Source organism: Bradyrhizobium betae (assembly GCF_008932115.1).
Taxonomy (GTDB): Bacteria; Pseudomonadota; Alphaproteobacteria; order Rhizobiales; family Xanthobacteraceae; genus Bradyrhizobium; species Bradyrhizobium betae.
The window spans coordinates 4,042,215-4,067,865 of sequence record NZ_CP044543.1 but is presented as its reverse complement, the minus strand read 5'-3'; the positions used below and the strand labels follow the sequence as shown (position 1 = coordinate 4,067,865).

Annotated in this window: 23 protein-coding genes; 5 read left to right on the top strand and 18 right to left on the bottom strand. The window is 65.2% G+C overall.

All coding sequences use genetic code 11. The annotated features are described in order from the left end of the window. The first annotated feature begins 34 nt into the window (after positions 1-34). Positions 35-865 (top strand): enoyl-CoA hydratase, encoded by an 831-nt coding sequence (locus F8237_RS19330; protein ID WP_151646996.1) that lies wholly within the window; start codon positions 35-37, stop codon positions 863-865. Between the two features lie 236 nt (positions 866-1,101). On the opposite strand, the gene F8237_RS19325 is transcribed toward F8237_RS19330, so the two are convergent. After that, positions 1,102-1,725 carry a GNAT family N-acetyltransferase gene (locus tag F8237_RS19325; RefSeq protein ID WP_151646994.1) on the bottom strand — a complete coding sequence of 208 codons (624 nt, stop codon included), beginning with the start codon at positions 1,723-1,725 and terminating at the stop codon, positions 1,102-1,104. Between the two features lie 69 nt (positions 1,726-1,794). Then, positions 1,795-1,998 carry a DUF1127 domain-containing protein gene (locus F8237_RS19320; protein WP_151646992.1) on the bottom strand — a complete coding sequence of 68 codons (204 nt, stop codon included), beginning with the start codon at positions 1,996-1,998 and terminating at the stop codon, positions 1,795-1,797. Positions 1,999-2,108: 110 nt separating this feature from the next. On the opposite strand from F8237_RS19320, the gene F8237_RS19315 reads away from it, so the two are divergent. Beyond that, entirely contained in the window at positions 2,109-3,008 is a 900-nt protein-coding gene (locus F8237_RS19315; RefSeq protein ID WP_151646990.1) for a transcriptional regulator GcvA, read from the top strand. A 140-nt stretch (positions 3,009-3,148) separates the two neighbouring features. Continuing rightward, on the top strand, positions 3,149-4,474 hold the full coding sequence (gene tcuC / locus F8237_RS19310; RefSeq protein WP_151646988.1) for an MFS transporter: 1,326 nt from the start codon (positions 3,149-3,151) through the stop codon (positions 4,472-4,474). A gap of 62 nt (positions 4,475-4,536) precedes the next feature. On the opposite strand, the gene F8237_RS19305 is transcribed toward tcuC, so the two are convergent. From F8237_RS19305 to F8237_RS19295, 3 genes are read right to left on the bottom strand one after another with little or no spacing between them, the layout of a single operon-like run. Then, positions 4,537-4,950 (bottom strand): Rieske (2Fe-2S) protein, encoded by a 414-nt coding sequence (locus F8237_RS19305; protein WP_151646986.1) that lies wholly within the window; start codon positions 4,948-4,950, stop codon positions 4,537-4,539. Then, the gene (locus F8237_RS19300; RefSeq protein ID WP_014439505.1) at positions 4,950-6,059 is read right to left on the bottom strand and encodes an amidohydrolase family protein; all 1,110 of its coding nucleotides are present in this window, start codon (positions 6,057-6,059) and stop codon (positions 4,950-4,952) included. The genes F8237_RS19305 and F8237_RS19300 overlap by 1 nt, the downstream gene beginning before the upstream one ends. Further along, the gene (locus F8237_RS19295) at positions 6,056-7,141 is read right to left on the bottom strand and encodes an amidohydrolase family protein (protein ID WP_151646984.1); all 1,086 of its coding nucleotides are present in this window, start codon (positions 7,139-7,141) and stop codon (positions 6,056-6,058) included. The genes F8237_RS19300 and F8237_RS19295 overlap by 4 nt, the downstream gene beginning before the upstream one ends. Before the next feature lie 168 nt (positions 7,142-7,309). Here F8237_RS19295 and F8237_RS19290 point away from each other — a divergent pair, with 168 nt between their 5' ends. After that, positions 7,310-7,792 carry a CinA family protein gene (locus tag F8237_RS19290; RefSeq protein WP_151646982.1) on the top strand — a complete coding sequence of 161 codons (483 nt, stop codon included), beginning with the start codon at positions 7,310-7,312 and terminating at the stop codon, positions 7,790-7,792. Positions 7,793-7,963: 171 nt separating this feature from the next. Here the strand turns inward: F8237_RS19290 and F8237_RS19285 are convergent, their stop codons facing one another. The 12 genes from F8237_RS19285 to F8237_RS19230 form a co-directional block, all read right to left on the bottom strand. Then, a complete protein-coding gene (locus F8237_RS19285; RefSeq protein WP_143842027.1) occupies positions 7,964-8,239 on the bottom strand; it encodes a DUF1488 family protein in 276 nt (91 codons plus the stop codon). A gap of 79 nt (positions 8,240-8,318) precedes the next feature. Beyond that, positions 8,319-9,788 (bottom strand): AMP nucleosidase, encoded by a 1,470-nt coding sequence (locus tag F8237_RS19280; protein ID WP_151646980.1) that lies wholly within the window; start codon positions 9,786-9,788, stop codon positions 8,319-8,321. A gap of 216 nt (positions 9,789-10,004) precedes the next feature. Continuing rightward, positions 10,005-11,336 carry an HlyD family type I secretion periplasmic adaptor subunit gene (locus F8237_RS19275; RefSeq protein WP_151646978.1) on the bottom strand — a complete coding sequence of 444 codons (1,332 nt, stop codon included), beginning with the start codon at positions 11,334-11,336 and terminating at the stop codon, positions 10,005-10,007. Continuing rightward, positions 11,333-13,075 (bottom strand): type I secretion system permease/ATPase, encoded by a 1,743-nt coding sequence (locus F8237_RS19270; RefSeq protein ID WP_151646976.1) that lies wholly within the window; start codon positions 13,073-13,075, stop codon positions 11,333-11,335. The genes F8237_RS19275 and F8237_RS19270 overlap by 4 nt, the downstream gene beginning before the upstream one ends. A 259-nt stretch (positions 13,076-13,334) precedes the next feature. Continuing rightward, entirely contained in the window at positions 13,335-13,604 is a 270-nt protein-coding gene (locus tag F8237_RS19265) for a GlsB/YeaQ/YmgE family stress response membrane protein (RefSeq protein ID WP_151646974.1), read from the bottom strand. A 253-nt stretch (positions 13,605-13,857) separates the two neighbouring features. Beyond that, positions 13,858-14,832 (bottom strand): ABC transporter ATP-binding protein, encoded by a 975-nt coding sequence (locus tag F8237_RS19260; protein WP_151646972.1) that lies wholly within the window; start codon positions 14,830-14,832, stop codon positions 13,858-13,860. Beyond that, positions 14,829-16,244, bottom strand: a complete 1,416-nt coding sequence (locus tag F8237_RS19255) for an amidase (RefSeq protein WP_151646970.1) — start codon at positions 16,242-16,244, stop codon at positions 14,829-14,831. Before F8237_RS19255 ends, F8237_RS19260 begins: the two co-directional genes overlap by 4 nt. After that, positions 16,241-16,438, bottom strand: a complete 198-nt coding sequence (locus tag F8237_RS19250; RefSeq protein ID WP_014439495.1) for a hypothetical protein — start codon at positions 16,436-16,438, stop codon at positions 16,241-16,243. Before F8237_RS19250 ends, F8237_RS19255 begins: the two co-directional genes overlap by 4 nt. After that, on the bottom strand, positions 16,435-17,496 hold the full coding sequence (locus F8237_RS19245) for an ABC transporter ATP-binding protein (RefSeq protein ID WP_162006124.1): 1,062 nt from the start codon (positions 17,494-17,496) through the stop codon (positions 16,435-16,437). Before F8237_RS19245 ends, F8237_RS19250 begins: the two co-directional genes overlap by 4 nt. Positions 17,497-17,637: 141 nt before the next feature. Beyond that, on the bottom strand, positions 17,638-18,540 hold the full coding sequence (locus tag F8237_RS19240; protein WP_014439493.1) for an ABC transporter permease: 903 nt from the start codon (positions 18,538-18,540) through the stop codon (positions 17,638-17,640). Between the two features lie 3 nt (positions 18,541-18,543). After that, a complete protein-coding gene (locus tag F8237_RS19235) occupies positions 18,544-19,497 on the bottom strand; it encodes an ABC transporter permease (RefSeq protein ID WP_151646968.1) in 954 nt (317 codons plus the stop codon). 196 nt (positions 19,498-19,693) lie between these two features. Beyond that, positions 19,694-21,349 carry an ABC transporter substrate-binding protein gene (locus tag F8237_RS19230; protein ID WP_151646966.1) on the bottom strand — a complete coding sequence of 552 codons (1,656 nt, stop codon included), beginning with the start codon at positions 21,347-21,349 and terminating at the stop codon, positions 19,694-19,696. A 210-nt stretch (positions 21,350-21,559) separates the two neighbouring features. On the opposite strand from F8237_RS19230, the gene F8237_RS19225 reads away from it, so the two are divergent. Then, positions 21,560-23,155: an ABC transporter substrate-binding protein gene (locus F8237_RS19225; RefSeq protein WP_151646964.1), complete on the top strand. Its 1,596-nt coding sequence runs from the start codon at positions 21,560-21,562 to the stop codon at positions 23,153-23,155. Between the two features lie 202 nt (positions 23,156-23,357). Here the strand turns inward: F8237_RS19225 and F8237_RS19220 are convergent, their stop codons facing one another. Next, the gene (locus F8237_RS19220; RefSeq protein WP_151646962.1) at positions 23,358-25,589 is read right to left on the bottom strand and encodes a CHASE2 domain-containing protein; all 2,232 of its coding nucleotides are present in this window, start codon (positions 25,587-25,589) and stop codon (positions 23,358-23,360) included. Positions 25,590-25,651: the final 62 nt, after the last annotated feature.

Below are 25,651 nucleotides of genomic sequence, written 5' to 3'. Positions count from 1 at the left end.
CGCTTTGCCCACCCTACAAGATTAGGGAGCGACAATGACCACGGAAACGACCATCGACACCGGCACCAATGAACTGCTCTGCGTCATCCGCGACCGTGTCGCGGTGATCACGCTGAACCGGCCGGAGGCGCGTAACTCGCTGTCGGATACGCTGACGCCCGCGCTGCGCTCGATGATCCGGACCTGCGGCGAGAGTCCCGATGTCGGCGCGCTGCTGCTCACCGGCGCGGGCGACGCGTTCTGCGCCGGCGGCAACGTCAAGGGCATGGGCGCGCATCGCGACCCGAAGAAGCTTGAAATGTCGTTCGACGACAAGGTCGCCGATCTCCAGGAGCGGCAGCGGCTGCTGACCGGCGCGCTGGTCTCGGTACGCAAGCCGACCATCGCCGCCCTGCCCGGACCCGCGGTCGGCGCGGGGCTTGCCATCGCGATGGCCTGCGACATCCGCATCGCCGCGCAATCGGCCTTCGTCGCCACCGGCTATGCCCGCATCGCGCTCTCCGGCGATTACGGCATCGCCTGGCTGCTGACGCGCCTGGTCGGCACCGCCCGGGCGCGCGAGCTGCTGTTCACCGGCGATCGCGTCGACGCCGCGCGGGCCGAAACCATCGGCCTCGTCAACCGCGTCGTCCCCGACGACAAGCTGCAAGCCGAAGCATTCGCCCTGGCAAAGTCGCTCGCCGAAGGCCCGCGCCTCGCGCTGCGCTACATGAAGGACAATCTCGACGAAGCCCTGCTGTTCGATTTCGAGACCGCGCGCGACCACGAAGCCGAGCGGCTGATCCGCCTGACCACGACCGCCGATCACAAGGAAGCGGTGCAGGCGTTCATCGAGAAGCGGAAAGCGGTGTTCACGGGGAAGTAGGGCATTCGCCAATCGCTGACCGTCACCCTGAGGTAGCCGCTTCTTCAGCGGCCCTCGAAGGGCGACAGCCCGTCTGTGGCTGCCGAGATGCGAATGCCAGGGAAGCAGCGGGGCCGCTCATCCTTCGAGGCTCCCCGCGCGGCGCGTTGCTCCGCGCGTCTCGCACCTCAGGATGACGGGGTGTGAGCGCAAAAAAATGCCCGGCTCTGGATGACCAGGCCGGGCTCGCAGTGGCGTCAGGCCGAGGCTGAGGGGCTTTCGGCCTGACGGGAAAGGGCGGCGAGGCGCCAGCTCGCGCAGGGAATGTCTTTCGGTGCGACGCTGATTTCCTTGTCGAAGCGCACCAACTTCCAGTCATCGGGATGATTGACGAAGGCGAAGCCGGATTTGCGCGCGAGCGAAATCATGGTGTCGTTGGCGCGCAGCGTGTCGCCGAACAGATGCTCGGCGCCGAGCGCAGCCGCGCGGCATTCCAGATTCTTCATGAGCGCAGTGGCGATGCCGTGGCCCTGCCAGCGGTCATCGACCGACAGGCCGAACTCCAGCGTCGCGGTCTCGGCATGGAAGGCATAGCGCGCTTCGGCGACGATGGTCTCGAAGCCGTCGACCAATTTGGTCGCAACCACGGTGAAGCGTTCGCGCCCGCCGACATCCAGGAATTCGCTCAGCAGGCCCTTCGGCAATTCGCTGATCGCGCCGAAGAAGCGGTTGTAGCGGGACCGCGTCGTGAGCGAGCGAAAATAGTGCTGAAGCTCCTCGGTGTCGCGCGGCTCGACGAAACGGACGTTGAGTGCCCCGCCGTCCCTGGTATGCAGCGTGTCCGAATATTGCTTCAGGTCTTCCAGGCGGAGAGTGTTCATGACACGTGCCCAAGACAGAAAGGGACCGCCGGCGCCCCCACAGTCAGGCGGCGCCGGCCTGGCGGCCAATCAGGCCCGCCAGAAGGGTTTGTCAGCCTCGTAGGCAATGTCGGTCCAGGACAGGCCGACGTCGTGCAGATCGCGGGCCGTCCAGTGGGTCAGTTCACGCCTGTTACGATAGCGCTCGTGCCAGACATGCAGGGTCTCCCCGATCTGGGAGAGCAGGCCAGACGCATGATGATTTGTCACTGAATTCTGGGTCAAAATGGACATTTTCAGCTCCTTGAGCTAACTTGCCTGCGAATATCTGCCTCTGAGTGCACTGCGACAAACGACAATTTGTACCCTTTCGCATGAAATAACGTCATGTATCCTGCTGCCAGATGACTGCCAGATTGCCCTCCCTGAACGGATTGCGGGCTTTCGAAGCCGCCGCGCGCCATCTCAGCTTCACGCTGGCCGCAAGCGAGCTGAACGTGACGCAGACCGCGATCAGCCATCAGATCCGCAGGCTCGAGGAAGAGCTCGGCATCCGCCTGTTCATCCGGCAGAACCGCGCACTGGCGTTGACGCCGGAGGCGCGCGACTACCTGCCGGGCGTCCGCGCCGCCTTCAACGACCTCCGCCTCGCCACCGACCGGCTGCTGCGCAAGGACGACGACAAGGTGTTGACCGTCTCGACGCTGGCCTCGCTCGCGGCAAAATGGCTGCTGCCGCGGCTGACCGATTTCCAGGAACAGCATCCCGGCATCGACGTCCGCATCACCACGTCGACCAGCCTGGTCGACTTCCAGCGCGACAATGTCGATGCCGCGATCCGCTACGGCCGCGGCCAATGGCCGGGCCTGCGCGCCGACTGGCTGATGGCCGACGAGCTGTTTCCGGTGTGCAGCCCGTCGCTGCTGCGCGGCGACAAGCCGTTGCGGAAGCCCGAGGATCTCCGAGGCTATCCGCTGCTGCACACCTCCAACGCCAACAGCGACGATTGGCGGCTGTGGCTGACCGCGGCGGGGCTGCCGGTCGATATTGCCAGGCAGCCCGGCATCACCTTCGACATGATCTTCATGACCATCCAGGCCGCGATCGACGGCATCGGCGTGGCGATGGGCCGGACCTCCTACGTCCAGGACGACATCGCCAAGGGCCGGCTCGTGGTGCCCTTCAAGATCGCGCTGCCGGCCGATGCCGGCTTCTACCTGGTCGCCCCGGAGGGCCGCCGCGAGGCCCCGAAGCTGTCCGCGTTCCGCGCTTGGATGATTGCGGCAACGCAGAATAAAGCCTGAGAAATCATCAGCTTCCCTAGCAAAATCGGTTGACTCGCCGCGCCCTGCGCGAGAGGGGTAGGACAGATTGTCACAGCATCAATCTGTCGCCTTGCCGTGAAATGAGTTCCGGTCCGGCCGCGTCTTCAGGGAGTAACGTCATGGCTGGACCAGCAACCAATCCGCCCGAAATCAAGTCGCGCATCGGCGCGATCCTGCGTGCCACTTCGGGCAATTTCCTCGAGCAGTTCGACTTCTTCCTGTTCGGCTTCTACGCCGCGGCCATCGGCAAGGCGTTCTTCCCCTCCACCAACGAGACGGCGTCGCTGCTCAATACGTTTGGTGTGTTCTGGCTCGGCGCCCTGATGCGGCCCGTCGGCGCGATCGTGCTCGGGGCCTATATCGACCGCATCGGCCGCCGCCAGGGCCTGATCGTCACGCTCGGCATCATGGCCATCGGCACCGTGGTGATCGCGTTCTGCCCGAGCTATGCGACCATCGGCATCGCGGCGCCGGTCATCGTGCTGATCGGCCGCCTGCTGCAGGGCTTCTCCGCCGGAGTCGAGCTCGGCGGCGTGTCGGTGTATCTCGCGGAGATCTCGACGCCCGGCAATCGCGGCTTCTACACCTCGTTCCAGTCATCGAGCCAGCAGGTCGCGATCTTCGTGGCGTCGATCCTCGGCTTCCTCCTCTCCGAGGTGATGCCGGCCGACACCGTGGCCGCCTGGGGCTGGCGCATTCCGTTCTTCGTTGGCTGCCTGATCATTCCCCTGATCTTCTTCCTGCGGCGCACGCTGGAGGAAACACCGGCCTTCCTCGCCATGAAGAAGCACCCGAGCGCGAACGAAGTGTTCGCCTCCGCGCTCGCCAACTGGCGCATCGTGCTGCTCGGCATGATGATCGCGATCCTGACCACGACGACGTTCTACTTCGTCACCGTGTACACGCCGACCTTCGGCAAGACCGTGCTGAAGCTGTCGTCGCAGGATGCGCTGCTGGTGACGCTGCTCGTCGCCGTCACCAACTTCTTCTGGAATCCGGTCGGCGGCGCGCTGTCGGACCGGATCGGCCGCAAGCCGGTGCTGGTCGGCATCGCCACCCTGGCGCTGCTCACCGCCTACCCGGCGCTGAGCTGGCTGGTGGCAGCCCCGACCTTCGGCAAGCTGCTCGCGGTCGAGATGATGTTCTCGTTCTATTTCGGCATGTACAGCGGCACCATGCTCGGCGCGCTGGTCGAGATCGTGCCGGCGCATGTGCGTACGACCTGCTTCTCGCTGGCGTTCGCGCTTGCGGCTGCGCTGTTCGGCACCTTCACGCCGTTCGCCTCGACCCTGCTGATCGACTACACCGGCAACAAGGCCGCGCCCGGTCTCTGGCTGATGTTCGCGGCCGCGCTCGGCATCATCGCCGCGCTTGTCGTCTATCGCGGCGGCGGCAGGGCGGTGACAACTTATGACACGGCGGCGGAGCCGGTCGCGGGACATTGATGGTCACTTCGATCGCCGCCGACTTTCACCCTCCCCTGGAGGGGGAGGGTGAAGGGCACCGCTTACAGCTCCACCACCACGTAATCGCTCTCGACCTTCACCGTGACAGTCTCAGCCACATACGGCCCCTTCACAACGCTCGCGCCCGGCTCGACGTGGGCCGGGTACGCTTTCACGCGGAAGCGGCGGGGGTCGCAGTAGGACTGGCCGGTGCGGATGTCGAACTCCCAGCCGTGCCAGGGGCAGCGGATGATCTCGCCGAGTTTGGTGTATTCGATCTCGCCGGGATCGCTCGACTGCGCGAGCCCGATCAACGGGCCCTCGCACAGCGCCGCGCCCTGATGCGGGCAGCGATTCAGCAGGCCGAAATATTCGCCCTTGATGTTGAAGACCGCGATCGGCCGTCCGTCGATCTCCAGGAATTTTCGCGTGCCCGGTGGAAGCTCATCCACCGGCGCGATGACATGACGCGCCATCAAGCAATTCCGTACAGCTTCTTCGCATTGCCGAGATAGAACGCCTCGCGATTGGCTTCGCTGACGCCGGCCGGCAACACGCGCGACGGCTCGTCATAGTCCCAATGCGGATAGTCGGTCGCGAACAGCAGGCGGTCCCAGCCGATCCATTTGATGACGTCGAACAGATCCTCGCGCCTTTCAGGATCTTCCATCGGCTGCGTGGTCCACCACACCTGCTCGCGGATATATTCCGACGGCGGCCGTTTGACATGCGGCACCTCGCTCCGCAGACGCTGCCAGACCTTGTCGAGCCGCCAGGCCAGTGACGGCGCCCAGCCGAAGCCGGCCTCGATCATCACCATCTTCAGCTTCGGGAAGCGCTCGAACACGCCTTCCAGGACGAGACTCGCCAGCGCCGATTGCTGGCACTGCGAATGTCCCACCATCTCTTCGATGTAATAGGACGGCCAGCCCGACGGCGTGATCGGGTTGCCGCCGAAGCCGAAGGCGTGGACGCCGACGGGCAGGCCCGCCTCTTCCGCAGCCTGATAGATCGGCCAGTAGCGGCGCTGGCCAAGCGGCTCGACATTGCGGCTGAGCAGCAGCACCTGGACGAAATTCCTGTCGCCGGCGCGCTCGCGGATCTCCGCGGCAGCGGACAGGCCGTCCTCATTGCCGACGACGATGGACGCCTTTAGCCGCTTGTCCTTGCTGGTCCATTTGTCGATCTGCCAGTCGTTGATCGCCGAGCACAGCGCAGCCGAAAGCTCGTGATTGCGGATGCCCTGCCCGGTGTTGAGCGGATTGAGCACCCCGAGCTGCACATTGTTGGGATCGAGCAGCTGCTTCTGCATGAAGGAGAGCGAGGAGCCCTGCGGGCCGCCTTCCGGTGGATAGGCGTCGCGGCGCGAGGCGTTGGGCTGGGCCTTCGGATAGGGCGGGCCTTCCATCATGCCCTGATAGGCGTGGACGCCGTAGACTTCGAGATGATGCTGCCAGCGTTTGGCCAGATAAGGATAGAGTTCGGTACGGGTCGCGCGCGCCGGATGGATGTCGCAATCCGCGATCGCGGTTTTCACGGTGAGGGGGGCGACGGAATCCGTTTGTTCGCGGAACTGGATGTTCATGGCCTTGCCTCCTTGGGAGGGAGTTCTTTCAGGCGGGGATAGGTCGCATGCGGATTATCGATCATGATCTTGCGCACGAGATCGGGAGACAGACCTTCGGGCAGCGCGTCCTGGCCGTCGAACTGCCAGTGCGGATAGTCCGTGGAGAATAGGACCAATTCGTCCGACTGCATATGATCAAACAGGCGAATTAATGTCTCCGCCTCCGGCGGTGCATCAAATGGCTGTAACGAGAAGCGGATGTTGCTGCGCACAATTTCCAGCGGCGCGCGATCGACCCAGGGCGTCTCCATCCGCACCCCGCGCCAGAATTTGTGCAGCCGCCAGAGATAGGGGGAGATCCAGGACACGCCGGATTCCAGCATCACCATTTTCAGCCGCGGATATTTGGCGAACACGCCCTCGACGATCAGGCTGGTGAGCTGAGCCTGGAACGCCTGGGCCTGACCGACATAATCCTCGATGTGGTAGGACCCCCACCCCACCGCAGTCGGCGGATTGTGATAGGCGGAACCGGCGTGGATGCCGACGGCGAGGTCGAGCCGTTCAGCGGCCTCATAGATCGGCCACAGCGCGCGCTTGCCGAGCAGCGTGTCGCCCATCACCAGCATCAGGACCTGCACGAAGCGCCTGTCCTGCGCGCAGCGCTCGATCTCGGCGACCGCCTTGTCGACGCTTTGCGTGGGAATGACGATCGAGCCGCGCAGCCGCGGATCGCGATCGAGCCATTCCTTCGCGAGCCACTCGTTCAGCGCGCGGCAGAAGGCGGCCTGCAAATCTTCCGAGAACACCATCTGCACGCCATAGAGCGGATTGCAGATGGCGAGCTCGAGCTGGAAGGGATCGAGCACGTGGCGCTGCATGTCCTCCAGTCTCTCGCCCGGCTTGCCGCTCTCGGGCCGCCAGTCTGGACGCGCCGTGATCGGCGAATGCTCGGGATAGGATTGCGAGACGAGGTCGACCATACCGCGCGTCGTCACCTGATCGCGCCAATAGTCGTTCAGGTACGGCAGCAGGCTGGTCAGATGCGGCACGGCCGGATGCACGTCGCAATCCACCCCGCCGGCGATCAGGGACGCCATCACGTCTCCTTGTTGCGTTTCCTCGTGACGTTACTTCGCGCAGCGCTTCACCGCGCCGTCTTGCACCTGCCATTCAAGCAGGCCTGCCCGTCGTCCGCAACTCGGCCAGGGCGACTGGCATATGCTAGGAAGGCGCAGCTCGGTTGCGAGGAATGAGAGGATCAAGGGATGAAAGAGCTCGTCGGCATTGCAGAACAGGTCGCGGCCCAACTGATCGCGCGTAAACAGACCATTGCGGTCGCCGAATCCTCGACCGGAGGCCTGATCTCGGCGAGCCTGCTCGCGGTCCCCGGCGCCTCCGCCTATTACCTCGGCGGCGCCGTGGTCTACACCCGCGATGCCAGGCGCATGCTGATGGATATTTCGGATGAAGGAATGAAGGGCTTTCGCTCCTCCTCGGAGCCCTACGCCAAACTCCTCGCCGACCAGATGCGCAGCCGGTTCAGCGCCGACTGGGGCCTGTCCGAGACCGGCGCCGCCGGCCCCACCGGCAACCGCTACGGCGACGCCGCCGGCCATAGCTGCATGGCGGTATCCGGCCCCGCGGCGCAGGTGATCACGCTGGAGACGGGGAGCGGCGACCGGCTCGCGAATATGCAGGTCTTTGCGGCGACCGCGCTGAAGTTGTTGCTGAGGAAATTGGAGGAGTGAGCTGCTTTGACGACTCGCGCGACTCGGGAGAGCATCGCCACAAACACGGCTGTCATGCCACGCGAAGGCGGGGCATCCAGTACGCCGCGGCCCATCGATCAATCAAGACGGCCTCGGCGTACTGGATCGCCCGGTCAAGCCGGGCGATGACAGCGGAATATGGCGCACGCCTCACCTTCCCAAATGCCGCATGAAAATCCGCACCACATAGCCGTGCACCCGCGGCGCCTCGTCATAGATATCCGACGCGATCCGCTCGATGGTCTCGCGCAAGGACAGGAACTGCGCCTGGCGCGCGCTGCTTTCGGTGCCCTGCATGCCCGCCAGCTCGTCCATCGCGGCGTCGCTGATCTGGCACTGCACGATGTCGCCCTCGCTCAGCATGGTGAAGCGAAAGGCGAGTCGTTCGAGATCATGGCCAATGATCTTGTCACGCATCAGCGGCATGGAAAGCGGTCCGGTCGGCCCCCGCGCCGACAATGCTTGGGATTGCCGGGCTTGTCAGCCGCAAAGAGGTTGAAGCGCTCTACTGGAACGCGACTTCGGCGAAACTGCGGAGTTTTCGCGAATGCAGCCGCTCGGATTCCTGCTGCTTGAGCCGCTCCAGCGCCCTCAGGCCGATCTCGAGATGCTGGCCGACACGTCGGCGGTAGAATTCGCTGGCCATGCCGGCGAGCTTGATCTCGCCGTGCAGCGGCTTGTCGGAGACGCAAAGCAGCGTGCCGTAGGGGACGCGGAAGCGGTAGCCGTTGGCGGCGATCGCGGCCGATTCCATGTCGAGCGCGACCGCGCGCGACTGCGACAGGCGGCGGATCACCTCGGGCCCGCTGATCTCCCAATTGCGGTTGTCGACGCTGGCCACCGTCCCGGTCCGCATCAGGCGCTTGAGCTCGAAACCCTCGAGGCCCGTGACGTCCTCGACCGCCTCTTCGAGCGCGACCTGCATCTCGGCCAGCGCCGGAATCGGCACCCATAACGGCAGCTCGCGATCGAGCACATGGTCCTCGCGGACATAGCCGTGGGCGAGCACGTAGTCGCCGAGCCGCTGCGTGTTGCGCAGGCCGGCGCAATGGCCGAGCATCAGCCAGGCATGCGGGCGCAGCACGGCGACGTGATCGGTGACATTGCGCGCATTGGACGGACCGGTGCCGATATTGATCAGGGTGATGCCGCGATAGCCCGGCGCGACCAGGTGGAAGGCCGGCATCTGCGGCACGCGCGCCGGCGCTGCGCCGCTGGTCGCCCCGCCACTGCGCATGACGACATTGCCGGGCGCAACGAAGGCTTCGAGACCGGCCTCGCCGGACTGCAGCCGCTGCTGGCAGGCTTGCGCGAAAGCATCGACATAGAACTGGTAGTTGGTGAAGATCACGAAGTTCTGGAAATGCTCGGGGTCGGTACCGGTGTAGTGGTAGAGCCGGCGCAGCGAGTAATCGACGCGGGCGGCGCGAAACAGCGACAACGGCTCGGGCGCGCCAGGCTGAAGCTCGAAAGTGCCGTCGGCGATGGAATCGTCCATGGTGGCCAGATCCGGCACGTCGAACGCATCGCGCAGCGACCGCGCTACCGGCGAATTCTCGCTGGTGGTGATGGCGGCCTCGATGTTGATGTCGCGGCGATATGCGAAGTGGATCGGGATCGGCTCGGCGGACTCGCCGATCTCGACGGGCACGCCATGATTCTGGATCAGGAGGCCGATCTGCTCGGTCAGGTAGGCGCGAAACAGATCCGGCCGCGTCACGCTGGTCTCGTGCACGCCGGGGCCGGCGACGAAGCCGTAAGCGAGGCGCGAGTCCAGCCGCGCATGCGTCGCGGTGGTGATGCGCACGAAGGGATAATAGGCCCGCACCCGGGCCGTGATCGCTTCCCCGCTGACATAAGCCTCGAACCTGTCACGCAGGAATTTCGTGTTGCGCTCGTAGATCTCTTCGAGCCGGGCGACGGCGGGACCGGCGTCGGTGAAGGATTTGGTGGCGACGGAGGGTGGGGATTGCATGGTTCGACCGCCGGATTGCTTGGAGCTTGAGTCGAACTATAGCAAAGAACGAGGACGCGTAGGGTGGGTTAGCGCAGCGTAACCCACCACCTCTGCTTCAGCAGACATAGAAGTGGTGGGTTACGGCTTCGCCTAACCCACCCCACGAAATCAAGCCCGGCGCACGAGATCCCGGATGCGCGCTAAGCGCGCTCCGGGATGCCGCGCTTTCGCGCGTCACTTCTCTCTGAATGCCCGCATCAACTGGTCGTGCAGGGGTTTCATCAGATAGGACAGCATGGTGCGGTCGCCGGTCTGGACAAAGGCTTCCACGGGCATGCCGGGGATCATCCTGGAGTCGCCGAGGCGGGCGATCTCGTCCGCCGGCAGCGAGACGCGGATGGTGTAGTAGCTCTGGCCGGTGCGCTGGTCGGTGGTCACGTCGGGCGAGACACGGCTGACGACGCCGTTGAGCTCGGGCGTGGTGCGCTGGTTGAAGGCGGAGAGGCGCAGCAGCGTCTTCTGGCCGATCTGCAGCTTGTCGATGTCGACCGGATTGACCTTGGCCTCGACCTGGAGATCGTCGGCCTGCGGCACGATCAGCATCAGGGCGTCGCCGGCGGTGACGACGCCGCCGACGGTATGAACGGTCGATTGCAGCACCATGCCGTCCTGCGGCGCGCGGATGTCGACGCGGCGAAGCTGGTCCTCGGCGGCGACCTTGCGCTCGATCATTTCGCCGATCTTGTCGTTGGTCTCGCGCAGATCCTTGGAGACCTCGCTGACCATGTCCTTGTCGACCTGGATGATCTGGAGCTCGGTCTCGGTGATCTTGCCCTTGGCCTGCGCGCGCGAGGCGATGTACTGGGCGCGCTCGCCGTTGAGGCGGGCGCTGTCGCGCTCCAGCGTGGTCAGGCGCGAGATCTGCACCAGATGCTTCTCATAGAGATCGCGCACGCCGACCAGCTCCTGCTGCACCAGCGAGATTTCCTTGTCCTTGGCCTTTTCCTGCGCGGACAGACCCGCAATCTCTTCGTTGAGCTGCTGGATGCGTTCGCGCAGCTGCGCCTTCTGGCCGGCACGGCCGTTGACGCGCACGTCGAACAATTTCGTCTCAGCGGACAGCAGCGCCTTGACGTCGGGATCGTTGCCGCGATCGAGCAGCGATCGCGGGAAGTCGATCGTGTCGATCCCGCGCTGCTCGGCCTGGAGCCGCGCCGCGCGCGCCTGCGCAGCATCGAGATTCTTGGTGACGATGGCGAGGTTCGCCTTGGTGACGGTATCGTCCAGTCGCACCACGATGTCGCCGGCCTTGACCACGTCGCCGTCGCGGGCGCGCAGCTCGCCGACCACGCCGCCGGTCGGGTGCTGCACCTTCTTGACGTTGGATTCGACCACGATCTGGCCCGGCGCGATCAGCGCGCCGGAGATCTGCACGGTCGATGCCCAGCCGCCGAGGCCGACCACGAGAACCAGCACGATCCCAAGCCCGAGCATCAGGTGAAAGCGGATCGAGTCCCGCACGGTCCTCTTCGCGGCTGGCTTGCCGCCTATCGTCATCGTGCTCATGACTTGCCGCCTTCGCTGACGATCTTGATCGGTGCCGGCGGCGTCACGCGCGGCTGCAGCACTTGCGCGAGCACCTGCTCCTTCGGTCCGAAGGCCTGCATGCGGCCGTCGCGCAGCACCAGGATCTGGTCGACCGCCTCGACGCCGATCGGTCGGTGCGCCACCACGATGACGATGGCGCCGCGGTCGCGTGCACCGCGGATCGCGCGGGTCAACGCCTCGTCGCCTTCGGTGTCGAGATTGGAATTGGGCTCGTCGAGCACGATCAGGAACGGATTGCCGTAGAGGGCACGCGCCAGCGCCACGCGCTGGGCCTGGCCTGCGGAGAGCGCGGTGCCCTGCTCGCCGACCTGCGTGTTGTAGCCCTCACGCATCTTGATGATCATCTCGTGCACGCCGGCTTCCTTGGCCGCGGCGATGATGCCGTCGGAGGTCGCCGCGGGATCGAACCGGCTGATGTTCTGCGCGATGGAGCCGCCGAACAATTCGACGTCCTGCGGCAGATAACCGATGTGGCGACCCAGCATGTCGCTCGACCATTGGTCGAGCGCCGCGCCGTCGAGCCGCACCTTGCCGCGAACGGGCTGCCAGACACCGACCAGCGCGCGGATCAGCGAGGATTTGCCGGAGCCGCTCGGTCCGATCACGCCGAGGCCGTTGCCGGCGGCGAGCGCGAAAGTGACGTCCTGCACGATGAGGCGCTGGTCGCCCGGCGGCACCATGGCGATGCCCTCGACCGATAGGCGGCTGGTGGGCGCCTGCAACTGGGTCGGCATCGTCTGCGCCGGCATCTGCTCCAAAAGGCGTGTGAGGCGATGCCAGCTCTGGCGTGCCGCGACGAAGGATTTCCAGTGCGCAATCGCAAGATCGACCGGCGCCAGCGCGCGGGCGGACAGGATCGAGCCGGCGATGATGATACCGGCGGTGGCCTCCTGGTGGATGACGAGATAGGCGCCGACCGCGAGCACGGCCGATTGCAGCATCATGCGCAGCACCTTGGCGACGGCGCCGAGACCGCCGGCGACGTCGCTCGCACGCTGGTTGCCGTCGAGATATTTTTCGTTGGCCTCGCTCCAGCGCTGGTTCATCCGGCCGGTCATGCCCATCGACACCATGACTTCGGCATTGCGGCGGCTGGACTGGGCGATGTCGTTGCGCTGGGCGGCAAGGCCCATCGCCTCCTTCGCCGGCTGGCGGGACATGAATTCGGTGACCACCGTCAGCCCGACCAGGATGATGGCGCCGACCAGGGCGGTCACACCGATCATGACGTGGAAGGCGAAGCAGATGGCGAGATAGAGCGGCAGCCAGGGCAGATCGAAGAACGCGCTCGGGCCCATACCGCCGAGGAAGGAGCGGACATTGTCGAGGTCGCGCAGCGGCTGCAGGCCCTCGTTGCGGTTGCCGACCAGCAGAGGCAGGCGCACGATGGTGTCGAACACGCGCTTGTTGAGGGCCTCGTCGAGCGCGGTGCCGATCCGCCCCAGGATCCGGTTGCGGATCATGTCGAGCACGCCCTGCGCGGCATAGAGGAAGCTGGCGAGGACGATCAGGCCGACAAGGGTCGGAACGCTGCGGCTCGGCAGCACCCGGTCGTAGACCTCGAGCATGAAGATCGACCCGGTCAGATAGAGCAGGTTGATCATGCAGCTCATCAAGCCGACGCCGATGAACGCGGTGCGACAGGCGCGCAAGGCGTCACCGAGCTCTGAACGGCGGACGCCAGGTACGGCTGCCATCAGTCTGATCTCTTTCAGGTGAGGGGCCGGAGCCCCTGATTTCACAGGCAGTTCAGGGGTAATCGACCCGGATTAACATGGTCTTCCCGCTGCGCCGAGCGCAGCCGATTTAATCCGGGACCCTGATGGGTCACATCACCCCCTGACGGCCTCGCACGCAAGTCAGGTATTTCACAGTCTTTGCGGCTTTTTATAGCAGACATCGCGGCCTCTCCCCAGCCGGGGAGAGGCGAAAGCTCCGATTGAGCCGAGGCAGCTGCTAAAGCCGGCCGCCGCTGCGCACCAGCCTGACGACCAGCAGCAGGATGACCGCACCGATGGCGGAATAGACGATCTCGGACACCAGGCCCGTGCCGATGCGAATGCCAAGCTTCGGAAACAACAGGCTGGCTACCAGCGCGCCGCAGATGCCGATGACGATGTCGCCGATGATCCCGAACCCGGCACCCCGCACGATCTTTCCGGCCAGCCAGCCGGCCACCAGGCCGACGAACAGGATGACGAGCAGGCCTTCGTTGGAAATGTACATCAGTGAGATCCCTCTGGCGTGAATGCCTCGCATGGAACGGGAACCGGAATGAATGGGGTGTGAATGCGGTTCCCTGCCGCCTGGTTGCGCTTGCCGGAACAAAAATGTCGAAAACAACCCCATGCACAGTAGAAACGGGTTCGACGCTTGGTGCGCGGCCAAGTGTGACAAGTCGGTGTTGTCGTGGAGGAATTTGGTAGCCCGCGATTCTCCTGACCTCTCCCCGTAAGAACGGGGCGAGGGAGCGTACCGGCTACGTCGCCGCCACCGGCTCCGCCAGCACGCACCGCGCCGCCCGGCCCGGTCCGACCGCCACATTGGGAGGCAATTGCTCCAGGCAGCGCGGCTCGGCGAGCTTGCAGCGCGGGGCGAAGGAGCAGCTGTTCGGCTTCTCCGCCAGCGAGGGCGGGGTCCCGGGGATGGTTTCGAGGCGCTGCCCCCGCTTGGCGCCGTGGATGGTCGAGGCGAGCAGGCCCTTGGCGTAGGGATGCACCGGGCTGCGGACGATGTCGCGCAGCGTGCCCTGCTCCGCGATCTGGCCGGCATACATCACCGCCACGCGGTCGCAGATCTCGATGGCGACGCCGATGTCGTGGGTGACGAAGATGACGGACATGCCGAACTCGCGCTGCAGCTCGCGCAACAGCAGCAGGATCTGGATCTGCACGGTGGCATCGAGCGCGGTGGTCGGCTCGTCCGCGAGCAGGATCTTGGGGCGGCAGGCCAGCGCCAGCGCGATCATCGCGCGCTGGCGCATGCCGCCGGACATCTCGTGCGGATAGGCGTCGAGACGCCGCCTGGCCGAGGGAATTCGCACGACCTCGAGCATATCGAGTGCACGCGCCCTGCCCTCTGCGTAAGACTTGCCCTCATGACGCACCACGCTTTCGGCGATCTGCGCGCCGATGGTGTAGACCGGGTCGAGCGCGAGCGCGGGCTCCTGAAAGATCATCGACACCGTCTGGCCGCGGAACGACGAGAGTTCCTCGTCGTTCATGGCCAGAACGTCGCGGCCCATCACGTTGACCTTGCCCTTGATCTGCGTGCGCTTCTTCGGCAATAGCCGCATCAGCGCACGCAATGTCACGCTCTTGCCCGAACCGGACTCGCCGAGCAGGCCCAGAACCTCGCCGTCGCCCAGCGAGAGACTGAGGTCGTTCACGGCATAGACCGTGCGCTCGCCGGTGAAGCGGATGTTGAGGCCTGAGATGTCGACGAGCTTTGTCATGACGGCAGCTTGGGTATCCGGTCGTGATAGTCGGTGACGCGCTGGAACGCGGCGCCGATGGTGAGCAGGGTCGCCTCGTCGAAGGAGCGGCCGATCAGCTGCATGCCGACCGGCAGGCCGCTTTTGGTGAAGCCCGAGGGAATGGTCAGCGACGGCAGGCCAAGATAATTCACCGGACGGGTGAACAGCGTCAGGCGCTGCACCATGGCCGGCGCGTTCGGACCGCCACCGACGTCGCTCTCCTCGATCGTCGGTGCCGGCACCGGCGAAGCCGGCGCGATGATCGCGTCAACTCCGGCCGTGGCCGCATTGTGAGCCGCGAGCGCCGGACCGCGCCAGCGCATCGCTTCGAGATAGGTGATGGCGGGCACGGCGAGACCGTTCTGAAGCCGCATCAGGACCTGCGGGCCGTAATCCTGCGGACGCTCGATCATCCAGCGCTTGTGGAAGGCGGCCGCTTCCGCCGCGAGCACGAGCTGGCTTGCCGATGACAATTGCCGCTGGTCCGGCAGCTCGACCTTGACGATGTCGGCGCCTTCGCGCTTGAGCACCGCGATGGTCTCGTCGAGCACGCGCGCGACCTCGCTGTCGAGATCGTCGACATAGAACGACGCGGGCACGCCGATCTTGAGGCCCTTCAGCGAGCCCTTGGTCGCCGCGACATAGTCCGACAGCGGCTCGTGGCTGGTGGTCGAATCCGCGGGATCGAGACCAGCTATCAACGCCAGCAGCAGCGCACAATCCTCCGCGGTCCGCGCGAGCGGGCCGACGGTGTCGAGCGATTGCGACAGCGGCATCGCGCCGGCGCGGCTGACGCGGCCGACGGTGGTCTTCAGGCCCGTGACGCCGCAGAAATGCGCGGGCATGCGGATCGAGCCGCCGGTGTCGGAGCCGAGCGCGGCAAACGTCAGGCGCGCGGCGACCGACGAGCCGGAGCCGGACGAGGAGCCGCCGGTGATGTGCGCGACGTTCCAGGGATTGCGCACCGGGCCATAGTGATGGTTGTGCCCGGTCGGGCCGTAGGCGAACTCGGCCAGATGCAACGTGCCGAGGCGAACCTGCCCGGCATCCTTCAGCCGCTGCAGGGCGGTGGAGGTCACGGTCGGCACGAAATCGCGGCGGATCAGCGAGCCGCAGGTCGAGACCTTGCCGGCATCGTAATACATATCCTTGTGCGCCAGCGGCACGCCATGCAGCGGACCGCGGACATTGCCCTTGGCAAGCTCGGCGTCGGCGGCCTCGGCCGCTTTCAACGCAGCCTCCGCTTCGATCGACATGAAGGCGTTGAGATGCGGCTGCCACTGCGCGATGCGGTGCAGCAGCGCCCGCGTCACCTCGTGCGAGGACACCTGCTTCATCGCGATCGCACGCGCGACCTCGGTGAGCGTCATCAAGGCTGGCTCAGTGCTCATTTCGACACCTTCAGCGTCTGCGCGATCGGATAGAGCGCGGGCTCGAGGTCGAACGGCAACGTGCCGGCGATGGCTTCAAAACCTTCGAAGGCCGGCCCGATCGAATTGGAGATGCGGGTTGCGATCTCGTCGTCGACGGGAACGCCGGCCACTTGCGCAATCGGCTTGATCTCTTTGGGTGTCGGTCTCGTCATGCGGTTTCCTCTGCGGGCGCGCGGCTATGGCCTGAACCCGGGATCGCCATGTAGCACGCGGCTTCGTGGCCCATTGTATCGACGGCCGTCAGCTTTGGTGCGGCATTTGCGCAGAGCGGCTCCGCAAACGCGCAGCGGGTGTGGAAGCGACAGCCCGGCGGCGGATCGATCGGGTTGGGCGGATCGCCCGAGATCGGCGGCTTCTCGGTGCGGCGGTCCGGGTCGGACGACGGCATCGCAGCAAGCAGTGCGCGCGTGTAGGGATGCGCGGGGCTGTCCCAGACCTGGTCAACGGGGCCGAGCTCGACGACCTCGCCGAGATACATCACCAGCACGCGGTCCGAGATGTAGCGGACGACGTTGAGGTCGTGGCTGATGAAGAGATAGGTCAGACCGAACTCGCGCTTGAGATCGGCAAGCAGATTGAGCACCTGCGCCTCGACCGATTTGTCGAGCGCGGAGACCGCTTCATCGAGGATGACCAGGTGCGGCGACAGCGCCAGGGCACGCGCGATATTGACGCGCTGGCGCTGGCCGCCGGAGATCTCGTGCGGGTAGCGGTTGGCGAAGTTTGCAGGGACCAGGCCCACCTTGCCGAGCAGCTCGCGCGCCAGGGCACGCGCCGTGCCCTCCGCCATGCCGTGCACCTTCGGGCCGAAGGCGATGGATTCCTCGATCGTCAGGCGCGGATTGAGCGAGGCGTAGGAGTCCTGGAACACCATCTGCATGCCGCGGCGAAGTTCGCGCAAGCTCAGGGACTGCCCGACTGTCATGCCGTCATAGATGATGTCGCCGACATCGCGCGGCATCAGGTGCATCAAGAGACGGGCGGTGGTCGACTTGCCACAACCGGACTCGCCGACGATGCCGACCGTCTCGCCCTTGGCGACGGAGAAGGAGACGTTGTCGACGGCGCGGACGGTGCGCTTGGCGGCGAACAGCCCGCCGCGCACGGGGAAGTGTTTTGTCAGACCGTTGACCTGAAGCAGCGGCTGCGCGGCGCCGCCAAGGTCTTCGATCGGCTCCAGCATGGCGACGGGGGTGTTGGTTTCGCTCATGGCCGCCGTCCTTCACCGTCATGGCCGGGCTTGTCCCGACCATCCACGCCTTGACACGCGACACAAAGAACGTGGATGCCCGGGACAAGCCCGGGCATGACGAGCTTCTGTGCCACGCCAGTGTGCATGTGCATCATCATCTTAATTCCTGATGTCCATGGCGCTGCGCAGGCCGTCCGAGAGCAGATTGAAGCAGATCGAGACCGCGAAGATCATCGCGCCCGGAAGCGCGGCGACCCACGGGTTGACGTAGATCGCGGTCCGCAACGTGTTGAGCATCAGTCCCCATTCCGGCTCCGGCGGCTTGGTGCCGAGACCGAGGAAGGAAAGGCCGGCGGCCAGGATCATCGAGACCGAGATCAGGCTGGTGGCATAGACGAAGATCGAGCCCAGAACGTTGCCGAGAATGTGCACGCGCATGATGGTGAAGGGCCCCGCGCCGGAGGCACGCGCGGCCTCGACGAAGTCCATGTTGCGCACGCCGGTGGTGACGCTTTCGGCGACGCGGGTGATCTGCGGCACGAACACGACGGTCAGCGATACGATGGAGTTGAGGATACCGGCCCCCAGCGCACCGGAGATCGCGATCGCGAGCAGCACGGACGGGAAGGCGTAGAATACGTCGATCGTACGCATGATCGCGGTGTTGAGCTTGCCGCCGACATAACCGGCGACCAGGCCGAGCGATGTGCCGATGCAGAAGGCGAGGATCACAGGCAAAATGCCGATGACCAGCGACAGGCGCCCGCCATAGATCAGTCGCGCCAGCATGTCGCGGCCGAGCTCGTCGGTGCCGAGCGGATAGCCCACCGTGCCGATGTGGCGGAGGCGGCGGATCATCGAGCCCTTGTAGGGATCTTCGAGCCCGAGCCACGGCGCAAGGATCGCGGAGAGGAAGATCAGTAGCAGCACCAGCGCGCAGGCCATGCTGACCTTGTCACGCCGGATGCGGCGGCCGACGGTGGCCCAATAGCCGCGCGCCTTGGTCGCGGGCGCCGCCTGGAGCGCGGCGTCGGCGGTGGCTGACAACGGAAGCTCGCTCATCGGCTAGCCCCGCTTGATGCGCGGATCGATCGCGGCTTGCGCGATGTCGACCAGCAGATTGAGGAAGACGAAGAACAGCGCCAGGATCAGGATCGTGCCCTGCAGCAGCGGCAGGTCGCGCTGGAAGATCGCCGAGTTGAGCAGGAAGCCCGAGCCCGGCCAGGAGAACACGGTCTCGATCAGGATCGAGCCGCCGAGCATGTAACCGAGCTGAAGTCCCATCACTGCGAGCGCGGTGGGCGCGGCGTTCTTGATGACGTGGCGGAACACGCCGGTCTCGTGCAGGCCCTTCGCGCGCAAGGCCTCGACGAAGTCCTGCGAGAGAATGTCGCCGGTGAGCGCGCGCACGGTGCGGGTGACGATGCCCATCGGGATCACCGAGGTCGTGATTGCCGGCAGCACCAGATATTTCATGTGCGCCCAGTCCCAGGCCCAGGAGTTGGAGCCGTTCGGACCGGCGCCGACCGCGGGCAGCCAGTTGAGCTGAACCGAGAAGATGATGACCAGCACCATGCCGAGCCAGTAATGCGGCACGGACACGCCAGCGATGGCAAAGGACGTCGCGACCTTGTCGATCCAGGTCTCGCGGAAATAGCCGGCGATCAGACCGAGCAGGATGCCCATGGTGAAGCCGATGATGGCGGCGGCAATCGCCAGCGTGACGGTGTTGGCGACCGCGCGCATGACCTCGGCGAGCACGGGACGCCCGGTGGCGATGGAATTGCCGAGATCGCCGTGCAGCGCGCGCAGCAGCCACAGCCCGAACTGCACCGGCAGCGGACGGTCGAAACCATAGGCGGCGCGCAGCTGCGCCGCGAGCTCCTGCGAGGCATCCGCGGGCAGCACCGCGACGAGCGGATCGCCCGGCGTGATGTGCACGAGCAGAAAGCACACCAGCGCCACGCTGATGACGATCGGGATGACGTAGACGATGCGTCTGGCGATATAGGCGAGCACGTCGGATTCTTTCTTCCCTTCTCCCCTTGTGGGAGAAGGTGGCGCGCAAGCGCCGGATGAGGGGTTGTGTCCGCGGACGAAATTGCTTCGATGGAGAGGTCCGCATCCGCGGAGAGAGACCCCTCACCCGGCTTCGCTAAAGCGAAGCCACCCTCTCCCACAACGGGAGAGGGTGCACCGAGTACGTTGCGATAGGCTACTGCATCGACACCAGCGAGAAGTCGATGAACCAGCTCTTCGGTTGCACGACGCCGGTCACCTTCGGGCTGATGGCGCGGGGGCCAACGTCATGGGCGACGTAGAGGAAGGCGGCGTCGTCGACGGAGGCTGCGTGCAGCTCGGCGAGCGCAGCGTCACGCGCGGCGGGATCGAAGGTCTGCCGCGCCTTCTTTACCAGCTCGTCGAACTTGGGATTGTTGATGAAACCCCAATTGTTCGAGACCGGCGGCGCCATGCTCGACTGCAGGAAGCGCACCAGCGCGAAGAACGGGTCCATCGCCGCATAGGTGACGTTGGTCGCGTTCGAGCCGTTGGCGCTGGGGTCCTTGGCGCCGCGGCGCCAGTTGGTGAACAGCGTGTTCCACTCGATGACATCGAGCTTCACGTCGAAATAGCATTCGGCGAGCGCCTGCTGGAGATATTCGTTCATCGGCAACGGCTGCATCTGGCCCGATCCCGACGCCGACGTCTGGATCTTCACCGTCAGCTTCTTGGACGGGCCGAAGCCGGCCTCCTGCATCAGCTTTTGGGCGGCCGCCTTGTCATACTTGATCTCGAAGGTCGGCTTGCCGCGCCAGGGATGGCCGGGCTCGAAGGTGCCGGTCGCCGGCACCATCAGGCCGGCGAGCAGGCCGTCCCTCAGGCCTTCACGATCGACGCAGAGGTTTGCGGCCTTGCGCACGCGGATGTCGTTCCACGGCGAGCCTTCGATGCGCGAGAACTGCCACGGCCAGACGTGCGGCTGCTCGTTGGCGTAGAGCTTGAAGCCGCGCTGCTTGAGCTCGGGCAGCGCATCCGGCGCCGGCGCCTCGACCCAATCGACCTGACCGGAGAGCAGTGCCGCGGTGCGGGCGTTCGCTTCCGGCATCGGCACCAGCACCATCTTGTCGACCTTGGGCACGCGCGCCTTGTCCCAATAGCTCGCATTCTTCACCAGCTCGAGCCGTTCGCGCGGGGTGAAGCTCGCCATCTTCCACGGGCCGGTGCCCGCGGCGTCCTTGGCAAACGCCGTCCAGGCGGCCTGCGACTTCGCCTTGGCATCGGCGCCTTCGGCCTTCTCATAGAAGTGCTGCCACTTCGCCGGGCTCGCCATGAACAGATTGGTGAGGTTGATCGGCAGGAAGCTGTCGGGCTCCTTGGTGGTGAGCTCGACCGTCATGTCGTCGATCTTCCTGGCGGAGGCCAGCGTCGGCATGCGCGATGCCGTGACGCCGACCTGGCTGGCGTCGAACTGCGGCGCATCCTGCTTCAGCACCTTGTCGACGTTCCACACCACGGCGTCGGCATTGAACGGCGAGCCGTCATGGAAGGTGACGCCGGGGCGCAGCTTGAAGGTCCATTTGGTCTTGTCGGCGTCGTCGACCTTCCACTCGGTGGCGAGGCCGGGGATCACCGTGCTCGCCTTGTCGGCGGACGAGAGGTCCCAGCCGGTCAGCGCGTCATACATGGTGAGGCCGGTGAAACGGTTGCCTTCAAAGCCCTGATCGGGCTGGCCCAGCGTGCGCGGAATATCGGCAGCGGTCATGCCGATGCGCAGCACGGTCTCGGCACTGGCCACGTGCGGCCACGCGGCCGCCGTCGTCAGAGCCAGCGCCGCAATCAGCGCCGCACGTGTGGTCGTCTTGATAAGCATCGCCTCAATCCTTTTCCGGCTTACGATGATTAATTTTGATGCAAACGTATGCAATGGCTATGCCAAAGAGAAACTTTTTCTGCAAATTCCCCCTGCGACGACAAGTCTTTGTGATTGTCGGGGCGCAAAGCCGCGGCGCTGCCTATTCTGGCATCAAGATTGCAAGTTTGGCTCTGACTTCTCCCCAATTTACTCCTGGAGCCCTGGGCCATGCGTACCCGACTATCGACTTGTCTCGCCGTGCTTGCGCTGGCGGCTTCTGCAATCTCGGCGCATGCCGAAACGGTGGTGCGCTACGGCATCTCGATGGCGGACATTCCGCTGACGACCGGCCAGCCCGATCGCGGCGCCGGCGCCTATCAGTTCACCGCCTACACGATCTACGATCCGCTGGTGGCCTGGGAGATGGAAGTCGCCGACCGGCCGGGCAAGCTGGTGCCGGGGCTAGCCACCGAATGGAAGGTGGACGACAAGGACAAAACGAAGTGGCGCTTTACCTTGCGCCAGGGCGTGAAGTTCCACGACGGCAGCGAGTTCAACGCCGACGCTGTGATCTGGAATCTGGACAAGGTGCTCAACGACAAGGCGCCGCAATTCGACAAGCGGCAGAGCGCACAGGTGAAGACGCGGCTTCCGTCGGTCGCGAGCTACGCCAAGATCGACGATTCCACGGTGGAGATCACCACCAAGACGGTCGATTCCTTCTTCCCCTATCAGATGCTCTGGTTCCTGGTGTCGAGCCCCGCGCAGTACGAGAAGCTCGGCAAGGACTGGGACAAGTTCGCCAGCCAGCCCTCCGGCACCGGCCCGTTCAAGCTGACCAAGCTGGTGCCGCGCGAGCTCGCCGAGCTGACGAAGAATCCGGATTACTGGAACAAGAAGCGCATTCCCAAGGTCGACAAGCTCGTGCTGGTGCCGATGCCGGAAGCGCTGACGCGCACCAACGCGCTGCTCGCCGGACAGGTGGACCTGATCGAGACGCCGGCGCCGGACGCCGTGCCTCAGCTCAAGGCCGCCGGCATGAAGCTGGTCGACAACGTCACGCCGCACGTCTGGAATTATCACCTCAGCGTGCTGCCGGGCTCGCCCTGGACCGATATCCGCCTGCGAAAGGCGCTGAACCTCGCAATCGATCGCGAGGCCGTGGTCGGCCTGATGAATGGCCTCGCAAAACCCGCCAAGGGCCAGGTCGATCCGTCGAGCCCGTGGTTCGGCAAGCCGAGCTTCGAGCTGAAATACGATCTTGCCGCCGCGAAGAAGCTGGTCGAGGAAGCCGGATATTCCAAGGCCAAGCCGCTGAAGGCCACCTTCATCATCGCGCAGGGCGGCACCGGCCAGATGCTGTCGCTGCCGATGAACGAGTTCCTGCAGCAGAGCTTCAAGGAGATCGGCATCGACATCGACTTCAAGGTCGTCGAGCTCGAGACGCTCTATACGCATTGGCGCAAGGGCGCGGCCGACGAGATGAACGCCGGCATCACCGCCAACAACATCGCCTACGTCACCTCCGACCCGCTCTACGCCATCGTCCGCTTCTTTCATTCGGGCCAGATCGCGCCGGTCGGCGTCAACTGGGGCGGCTACAAGAACCCGAAGGTCGACGCGCTGATCGACGAAGCCAAGCAGATCTTCGATGCCACCAAGCAGGACGAATTGCTGGCCCAGGCCCACGCGCTGATCGTCGACGACGCCGCGCTGGTGTGGGTCGTGCACGACACCAACCCGCATGCGCTGTCGCCGAAGATCAAGCAGCTCGTGCAGGCCCAGCACTGGTTCCAGGACCTGACGACGATCGGGGTGGAGTGAGGGGACGAGCTGCCGCGTCAAGCACTGACGTCATCCCGGGGCGCGACGTAGTCGCGAACCCGGGATCCATAGCCACAGGAAGTGATTTGGCGAAGATTCGGAGTTGCGAGCTCGCGCTATAACCGCTCCCTGGGGTTATGGGTCCCCGCCTTCGCGGGGACGACACCATTGTTGTGGCGCCAGCGGAGCCTTCTCGCCCGCCCTACTTCGTCAGCAGCGCATAGGCCCCGGTCCAGCCCTCGGCCGGCGGGTTGAGCTGGAAATCCTTGATGCGGACCTCGTAGAGCTTGAACAGCTTTTCCAGCGTGTCGGCATCCTCGCTGCGGCGGCCGCGTTCGATGGCGTCGAGCGCGCCCTGCCAGTCGCGACTGCGGTAGCAGCCGAGCATCTCGATGGTGATGTTGCGCAGGCGCTGGAACGGTCCCGATTGCATCACGTCGCTGCGGCCGGCGATGGCATAGATCACCTCCGGCTCGGTCTTGCCCTTGACCATGATGAAGTCGAGCTCGAGGATCGCGAACTTGTCCTTGGCCGCGAGCGCGGTCCGGGATCCCACGATGATCGGGAAGCCGTACTCCTTCGACTGGCCTTCGAGGCGCGACGCGAGATTCACGCTGTCGCCGAGCACCGAATAGTTCTTCTTCAGGTCAGAGCCCATGTTGCCGACCACGCCGATACCGGTGTTGAGGCCGATGCCGACATTGAGCGGGATGTAGACGTGGCCGCCGTCGGCGGCCTCCTGCTCGCGCACCTTGTTGACGGCGTCGATCCGCTCCAGCATCTGGATCGCGGCCTCGCAGGCGTTGACCTCGTGCGCGGCATCGTCGAGCGGCGCGTTCCAGAACGCCATGATGGCGTCGCCCATGTATTTGTCGATGTAGCCCTTCTGATCGATGATCACGTCCGTGAGCGGCGTCAGGAATCGGTTCATCAGCGCGATCAGCCCCTGCGGATCGTGCTTGTAGGTCTCCGAGATCGTGGTGAAGCCGCGCACGTCGGAGAACATGATCGTCATTTCGCGCTCCTCGCCGCCGAGCACGAGCTTTTCCGGCGACTGAGCGAGCTGCTCGACCAGCACCGGCGACATGTATTGCGCGAACATGCCACGGATCTGCACGCGCTGGCGCTGCTCGCGCACGAAGCTTGCGAAGATCAGCGTCAGGTAGATCGCGGTGGTCGAGAACAACGGATAGGTGAAGTCGATCAGATAGCGGTACTGCGCGTAGAAGAACCAGGAGACGCCGACCAGCACCGCGGCAAAGGCTGCGCCCGCGAGCACCAGCTTCACCGGACCGAGATTCGGCGTGAAGATGATGACGAGCAGGCCGATGAAGAGCGCCGCGAGCAACTCGACGCCGAGCGCATAGTTGGGCTGCGAGATCACCGCGCTGCTCAGCACGCTCTCCAGCACCTGCGCGTGGATCTCGACACCGGGCATGGCCCTCGACACCGGCGTGGTCTTGATGTCGTTCAATCCGACTGCGGAGGTGCCGACCAGCACCAGCTTGCCGGCGATCCTGTTCGGCGGCACGGTGTTGTCGAGCACGTCGGCGGCGGACACGTAGATCGAGGGATCCTGCGGCGCATAGTGCACCCAGAGCTGGCCGTTCCGGTCGGTCGGGATTTCCACGCCCTTGAGCCGGACGGCGCGGATGCCGGTCTTGTCGGTGCGCACCAGCAGGGTCGGCGTGCCTGTCGCGACCCGCAGGATCTCGAGGCTGAGCGAGGGCATGATGTTGCCCTGGGCGCGCATCACCATCGGCACCCGGCGGATCAGGCCGTCGCGTTCGGTGCGGATGGTGAACAGGCCGCGGCCGGCGGCGACTTTCTCGATGGCAGGCACGTTGCGGAGAAGGCCCGGGAATTCGTACAGGAAGTTATCGGCGCCCTCCTCTCCGACGGTCGCAACGCCGGTGAGCGGCAGCGTCTTGTCGATCTCCGACGAAATGGCCCGCTGCCCGGTCTCGCCCAGCACGACGCGCGAGCGCTTGATCGCTTCGGCAAGGATCTGGTCGTTGCTCGGCAGCTCGCGCAGCTTGGCGCGGGTGGCGTCGTCGAGATAGCGCATCTGGCCCGCGACCAGATCCGGGTTGAGCCGGTCGGCTTCCGAGAACACCACGTCGAAGCCGATCACCACCGCGCCGTTGTTGGTGAGATTCTGGATCAGGTCCGCGATCCGCGTCCGCGGCCACGGCCACTGGCCGAGCCTGGCGAGGCTTTTGTCGTCGATGTCGACGATGACGACCGGCCGCGCCGCCTTCTGGCGCGGGTCGATCAGCTGAAACATGTCGAAGGTGCGCAGCCGCAATTCCTGGATCGGCGGCGGATCCCACAGCCGCGCGCCGGCAAACAGCACCAGCAGCGCCAGACACATCAGCCGCGCAAAGCCGAACTTTCGCGAAAACCACCGCCGCAGGATTTTGGGAGTTTTCATGGGGGTGGGATATCACGCCGCCCGAGCAAATGGCAGCGACATCGGACGTCCCGACGGCCGGC

Coding starts and splice junctions, on each gene's coding strand:
- F8237_RS19330 (WP_151646996.1), top strand. CDS start 35: ATGACCACGGAAACGACCATCGACACCGGCACCAATGAACTGCTCTGC.
- F8237_RS19325 (WP_151646994.1), bottom strand. CDS start 1,725: ATGAACACTCTCCGCCTGGAAGACCTGAAGCAATATTCGGACACGCTG.
- F8237_RS19320 (WP_151646992.1), bottom strand. CDS start 1,998: ATGTCCATTTTGACCCAGAATTCAGTGACAAATCATCATGCGTCTGGC.
- F8237_RS19315 (WP_151646990.1), top strand. CDS start 2,109: ATGACTGCCAGATTGCCCTCCCTGAACGGATTGCGGGCTTTCGAAGCC.
- tcuC (WP_151646988.1), top strand. CDS start 3,149: ATGGCTGGACCAGCAACCAATCCGCCCGAAATCAAGTCGCGCATCGGC.
- F8237_RS19305 (WP_151646986.1), bottom strand. CDS start 4,950: ATGGCGCGTCATGTCATCGCGCCGGTGGATGAGCTTCCACCGGGCACG.
- F8237_RS19300 (WP_014439505.1), bottom strand. CDS start 6,059: ATGAACATCCAGTTCCGCGAACAAACGGATTCCGTCGCCCCCCTCACC.
- F8237_RS19295 (WP_151646984.1), bottom strand. CDS start 7,141: ATGGCGTCCCTGATCGCCGGCGGGGTGGATTGCGACGTGCATCCGGCC.
- F8237_RS19290 (WP_151646982.1), top strand. CDS start 7,310: ATGAAAGAGCTCGTCGGCATTGCAGAACAGGTCGCGGCCCAACTGATC.
- F8237_RS19285 (WP_143842027.1), bottom strand. CDS start 8,239: ATGCCGCTGATGCGTGACAAGATCATTGGCCATGATCTCGAACGACTC.
- F8237_RS19280 (WP_151646980.1), bottom strand. CDS start 9,788: ATGCAATCCCCACCCTCCGTCGCCACCAAATCCTTCACCGACGCCGGT.
- F8237_RS19275 (WP_151646978.1), bottom strand. CDS start 11,336: ATGAGCACGATGACGATAGGCGGCAAGCCAGCCGCGAAGAGGACCGTG.
- F8237_RS19270 (WP_151646976.1), bottom strand. CDS start 13,075: ATGGCAGCCGTACCTGGCGTCCGCCGTTCAGAGCTCGGTGACGCCTTG.
- F8237_RS19265 (WP_151646974.1), bottom strand. CDS start 13,604: ATGTACATTTCCAACGAAGGCCTGCTCGTCATCCTGTTCGTCGGCCTG.
- F8237_RS19260 (WP_151646972.1), bottom strand. CDS start 14,832: ATGACAAAGCTCGTCGACATCTCAGGCCTCAACATCCGCTTCACCGGC.
- F8237_RS19255 (WP_151646970.1), bottom strand. CDS start 16,244: ATGAGCACTGAGCCAGCCTTGATGACGCTCACCGAGGTCGCGCGTGCG.
- F8237_RS19250 (WP_014439495.1), bottom strand. CDS start 16,438: ATGACGAGACCGACACCCAAAGAGATCAAGCCGATTGCGCAAGTGGCC.
- F8237_RS19245 (WP_162006124.1), bottom strand. CDS start 17,496: ATGAGCGAAACCAACACCCCCGTCGCCATGCTGGAGCCGATCGAAGAC.
- F8237_RS19240 (WP_014439493.1), bottom strand. CDS start 18,540: ATGAGCGAGCTTCCGTTGTCAGCCACCGCCGACGCCGCGCTCCAGGCG.
- F8237_RS19230 (WP_151646966.1), bottom strand. CDS start 21,349: ATGCTTATCAAGACGACCACACGTGCGGCGCTGATTGCGGCGCTGGCT.
- F8237_RS19225 (WP_151646964.1), top strand. CDS start 21,560: ATGCGTACCCGACTATCGACTTGTCTCGCCGTGCTTGCGCTGGCGGCT.
- F8237_RS19220 (WP_151646962.1), bottom strand. CDS start 25,589: ATGAAAACTCCCAAAATCCTGCGGCGGTGGTTTTCGCGAAAGTTCGGC.